The sequence below is a fragment of the Micromonospora sp. 4G55 genome, from assembly GCF_016803375.1.
The window spans coordinates 1-4,424 of the sequence record NZ_JAEVHN010000516.1 but is presented as its reverse complement, the minus strand read 5'-3'; the positions used below and the strand labels follow the sequence as shown (position 1 = coordinate 4,424).

6 protein-coding genes and 1 pseudogene are annotated in these 4,424 nt (G+C 73.8%); 4 read left to right on the top strand and 3 right to left on the bottom strand.

Annotated elements, in window-relative coordinates:
* Positions 1-96 precede the first annotated feature (96 nt).
* Positions 97-243, bottom strand: coding sequence for a hypothetical protein (locus JNW89_RS28775; RefSeq protein ID WP_170285326.1), 147 nt, complete (start codon positions 241-243; stop codon positions 97-99).
* 73 nt (positions 244-316) lie between these two features.
* Positions 317-649, bottom strand: coding sequence for a hypothetical protein (locus JNW89_RS28770; RefSeq protein ID WP_238451488.1), 333 nt, complete (start codon positions 647-649; stop codon positions 317-319).
* A 45-nt stretch (positions 650-694) separates the two neighbouring features.
* Between JNW89_RS28770 and JNW89_RS28765 the strand changes: the two genes are divergently transcribed.
* The 4 genes and pseudogenes from JNW89_RS28765 to JNW89_RS28750 all read left to right on the top strand — a co-directional run bounded on the left by JNW89_RS28765 (position 695) and on the right by JNW89_RS28750 (position 3,921).
* Positions 695-1,021, top strand: coding sequence for a hypothetical protein (locus tag JNW89_RS28765; RefSeq protein ID WP_238451487.1), 327 nt, complete (start codon positions 695-697; stop codon positions 1,019-1,021).
* Between the two features lie 564 nt (positions 1,022-1,585).
* On the top strand, positions 1,586-2,506 hold the full coding sequence (locus JNW89_RS28760) for a proteasome assembly chaperone family protein (RefSeq protein ID WP_238451486.1): 921 nt from the start codon (positions 1,586-1,588) through the stop codon (positions 2,504-2,506).
* A 200-nt stretch (positions 2,507-2,706) separates the two neighbouring features.
* Positions 2,707-3,504, top strand: coding sequence for an exodeoxyribonuclease III (locus JNW89_RS28755; protein WP_238451485.1), 798 nt, complete (start codon positions 2,707-2,709; stop codon positions 3,502-3,504).
* A gap of 97 nt (positions 3,505-3,601) precedes the next feature.
* Positions 3,602-3,921, top strand: a pseudogene (locus tag JNW89_RS28750) (antibiotic biosynthesis monooxygenase family protein).
* 12 nt (positions 3,922-3,933) lie between these two features.
* On the opposite strand, the gene JNW89_RS28745 reads toward JNW89_RS28750, so the two are convergent.
* The coding region (locus JNW89_RS28745) for a class F sortase (RefSeq protein ID WP_238451484.1) at positions 3,934-4,424 on the bottom strand (491 nt) is incomplete at its 5' end.

Below are 4,424 nucleotides of genomic sequence, written 5' to 3'. Positions count from 1 at the left end.
GGCTGGCCGGCGGCGGGGTGGGGGTGGTGGGTTCGTCGTCGACGGGGGCGGAGTCGGTCACGGGGGCTCCCGGTGTCGAGGGCGAGCGGGGGACGATCAGCGGCGGCGGCTGGAGAACCGGTTGGCCACCTGCCTGAGCTTGGCCTGGTTCTCCGGCTTGGCCAACTCACGCCGGCCCCGGTCGACCAGCTGCTGCCCCCGCGGCGAGCGCAGGAACGCCCTGATCCGTTGCACCAGTGACATGTCGTCCTCCGTTCGGTGGTCGTGCATCATGTGTACCCCGAACGGACAACCGGCAACCGACAACCGGGGCGGATCAGGCCAGGATGGCCTCGACCACCTCGGTCGCCCGCCACTCGTGCTGGGCGTAGGCCCACGGGAACGCCGAGACCTGCACGGCCTGGGCCGCGTCGGTCAGCGCCATGTCCTGCCAGCCGGGGATCTCCAGCAGCACGGAGAGGAACGCCTGGGTGGCGTACTCCGGGTCCATCAGCTCGCGGACCTCGCCCCAGCCGCTGCTGGGCCGCTGCTGGAACAGCCCGACCGAGTCGTGGTCCCAGCCGATGGCCTGGTGCGGGTAGTTCTGGGACTCGGGCAGCACACCGCTGGCGTAGTTGTAGAGGTTGCTCTCCTGCATCGCGGTGGCCACGCGATGATCAGGGCCTGTCGGGGCACGCCCATCTTCCGGCCGGCCTTGACGATGGCCGTGGCGTTGGCCATCTGGGCCCGGTCCAGGCCGGCGACGGGGGCGATCCGCTTCGGCTTCGGCTTGGGCTTCGGCTTGGCCTTCTTCGTCGCGGTCGGGGCGGCGGCGGGGGTCGGGGTCGCGGTGACCGGGGGACGCGCCTGGCCGCGGGAGGCGGCGCCCTCCTGCGCCCGCTCGGTGAGCGCCGGCTGGGCGGCGACCGGGTCGAGCCGGTCGGCCGGCAGGGCCTGCACGCCGGCGAAGGCCGCCACGCCGAGGCAGCAGACCACGCCGGAGGCGAGCGCACCCGGGACGGGCGGCGGGTCAGGGGGTTAACGAGGGCGCCGAGGCGGGTACGGAGCGAGGGAGCGGCCTCGGTGCCACGGAGAACGCCGACCTGAACGGACGAGGGGGTATCGTCCGAACGGCCAGTCGGGCCCTCGTGGGCGTACTGGTCGTCGATGGTGTCGTCGTCACGCATCCGACGACGTTAGGCAGGCGTTTCACCGGCCACCCACCGTGAGCGAGTGGCCCTCGCCACAATCCGACGGGTCGAACCGGGACGCGTCGGGGGTGTCCCGTGGCCGCGGGGCGTAACCCCGCAGAACCGGCATCTCGGGAAGACCCCCCGGCGGCGGGAGCCTCGGAACGACGGGGTCGACACCGCCGCCGCGGCCCGCATGATCGACCATATCCCCCGTTGGTACGAGCGATCGGTAGACCAACGGACAACCGCACCTCCGATGATCGGCGAAATGCGCGCTTCGTCCGTCTTTGCTCGCCAGGATCGCCGCCAACCGCCCGTTGCTGGAATGGATACCGCGGGCGGGTACGTTCGGCGAACCGGGAGCCGTGCGCGCACGGCGGCCCGTACGCGCGTTTCCTCAGGAGGTCCGACCGGTGCTCGACCCACACGAGCTCTACCAGCTCACCGACGACCTGCCCGACCTCGGGCAGCCGGTGCTGATCCAGGCCCTGACCGGCTTCGTCGACGCCGGCAGCGCGAGCCGCCTGGCCCGTGAGCAGCTGCTCACCTCGCTGGAGTCGCGTCAGATCGCCACCTTCGACGTCGACCAGCTCTTCGACTACCGCTCCCGCCGCCCGGTGATGACCTTCGTCGAGGACCACTGGGAGCACTATGACGCGCCGGAGCTGGCGCTGCACCTGCTGCACGACGACGACGAGACCCCCTTCCTCCTGCTCACCGGCCCGGAGCCGGACCTGCAGTGGGAGCGGTTCGTGGCCGCCGTCGCCGCCCTGGCCACCCGACTCGACGTCCGGCTCACCGCCGGGTTGAACTCCATCCCGATGGCCGTGCCGCACACCCGCCCGACCGGGGTCACCGCGCACGCCACCCGGCGCGAGCTGATCTCCGGCTACGAGCCCTGGCTCCAGCGGGTGCAGGTCCCGGGCAGCGTCGGCCACCTGCTGGAGTACCGGCTCGGCGAGGCGGGCCGGGACGCGATCGGCTTCGCCGCGCACGTGCCGCACTACGTCGCCCAGACCGAGTACCCGGCCGCCGCCGAGGTGCTGCTCTCCTCGGTCTCCCGCAGCACCGGGCTGCTGCTGCCCAGCGACAGCCTGCGCACGGCCGCCGAGGTGGTGCGGGTCGAGATCGACCGGCAGGTCGCGCAGACCGACGAGGCCGCCGCGCTGGTCCAGGCCCTGGAGGAGCAGTACGACGCGTTCGCCCGTGGGCGCGGCGAGAAGAACCTGCTGGCCGCCGAGGCCGGGCCGCTGCCCACCGCCGACGAGCTCGGCGCCGAGCTGGAGCGGTTCCTGGCCGAGCAGACCCGCCCCGGCGACACCCCGAACGGCTGACCCGGCCGACCGCTGGGCAACCGGCGGTCGCGCCGGCACCGCCCGCGCGCGGCCTTGAAGTCGATCATCCGCCGCGCCGAGCCAGCCGGCCCGGCCGGGCACTGAGCCCGTTCGTTGCGCGGCCGGCTCCAGGGCCGATCATGCGGCGCGCCGGTCCGGCTGGCCGGGCGCGTGGGGGCCGGATACGGCAGGCTGAAGGCATGCGTCTGGCGACCTGGAACGTGAACTCGGTGAAGGCCCGCCTGCCCCGACTGCTCGACTGGCTGGCCACCACCGGCCCGGACGTGGTCTGCCTGCAGGAGACCAAGTGCCCCGACGGCGCCTTCCCCAGCGCCGAGGTGGGCGAGCTGGGCTACGAGGTGGCCAGCCACAGCGACGGCCGGTGGAACGGGGTGGCGATCCTGTCCCGGGTCGGGCTGGCCGACGTGGCGGTCGGGTTCCCCGGCGAGCCCGGGTTCCCGGAGCCGGAGGCCCGGGCGATCTCGGCCAACTGCGACGGGGTCCGGGTCTGGTCGGTGTACGTGCCGAACGGCCGCGCCCCCGACGACCCGCACTACGCGTACAAGCTGGCCTGGTTCGCCGCGCTGCGGGACGCGTTGGAGCCAGAGCTGGCCGGCGGGGCGCCGGTGGCGGTCTGCGGCGACTTCAACGTCGCCCCCACCGACGCCGACGTCTGGGACCCGGCGCTCTTCGTCGCCTCCACCCACGTCACGCCGGCCGAGCGGGCCGCCCTGGCGGCGCTGCGCGACCTCGGGCTGGTCGACGTGGTGCCGACCCCGATGAAGGGCCCGCACCCCTACACGTACTGGGACTACCGGGCCGGGATGTTCCACCAGAACAAGGGCATGCGGATCGACCTCGTCTACGCCTCCGCGCCGTTCGCCCGGGCGGTCCGCTCCGCGTACGTCGACCGGGAGGCCCGCAAGGGCAAGGGTCCCTCCGACCACGCCCCGATCGTGGTCGACGCCGAACTGGTGCCGGCCGTCGAATCGTTCTGAGCCCTGCCTCGACGCGGGCGGTCCGGCGGACCCGGCCGGCGTCGGGGCGCGGGCGGGACGTCCGCCCGGCTGATCGGCCGCTGGTTAGGGTGGAGCCATGGCAGTCGTGAAGATCAACGCGATCGACGTCCCGTCCGGCGCCGGCGAGGAGTTGGAGAAGCGGTTCGCCGCCCGGGCCGGCGCGGTGGAGAACTCCCCCGGCTTCCTCGGCTTCGAGCTGCTGCGCCCGGTCGCCGGCGAGAGCCGCTACTTCGTCTACACCCGGTGGGAGAGCGAGGAGGCGTACCAGGCGTGGGCGGCCGGCCGGCCCGGGCCGCGCACGCCGGCGGCGAGGGCGGGGAGCAGCGGCGGCCGGTCGCCTCCGGCGCCACGCTGCTGGAGTTCGAGGTCGTCCAGCAGGTCACCGGCAAGAGTTGACCGCCCGGCCGGTCAGGGCTGCCGGGTCTCGGCCAGCGAGGCGAAGGCGATGACGTTGTCCTCGTAGCCGGTCCGGCCGCCGACCCAGGCGCCGCCGCAGGTGATCAGCCGCAGCGCTGGCGGCCCGTCGTCACCGTAGACCCGGTCGGCCGGCAGGTGGGACTTGTCGAAGTACTCGACCGAGTCGACGGTGAACACCGCGACCTTGCGGTCCTCGCGGGTCACCTCGATCCGGTCGCCGGGCTTGAGCTTGCGCAGGTCATAGAAGACGGCCGGGCCGCTCTTGGAGTCGACGTGCCCGACGATGATGGCCCGGCCCGGCTCCCCCGGGGTCGGGCCGCGGTCGTACCAGCCGGTCTGGTGGTGCCGGTTCAGGGGCGGCACGTCGATCGACCCGTCCTTCGCCTGGCCCACCGGGGCCACCGGGGCGGTCACCCGGATGGCCGGCACCGCGAGGCTCACCGGCCGGCTGGCCGGCAACCCGCCGCCCCGACCGGCCTCGG

What these genes read in the sequence shown, in the direction of transcription:
- JNW89_RS28775 (WP_170285326.1), bottom strand. Translation starts at nt 243, where the DNA reads ATGTCACTGGTGCAACGGATCAGGGCGTTCCTGCGCTCGCCGCGGGGG.
- JNW89_RS28755 (WP_238451485.1), top strand. Translation starts at nt 2,707, where the DNA reads ATGCGTCTGGCGACCTGGAACGTGAACTCGGTGAAGGCCCGCCTGCCC.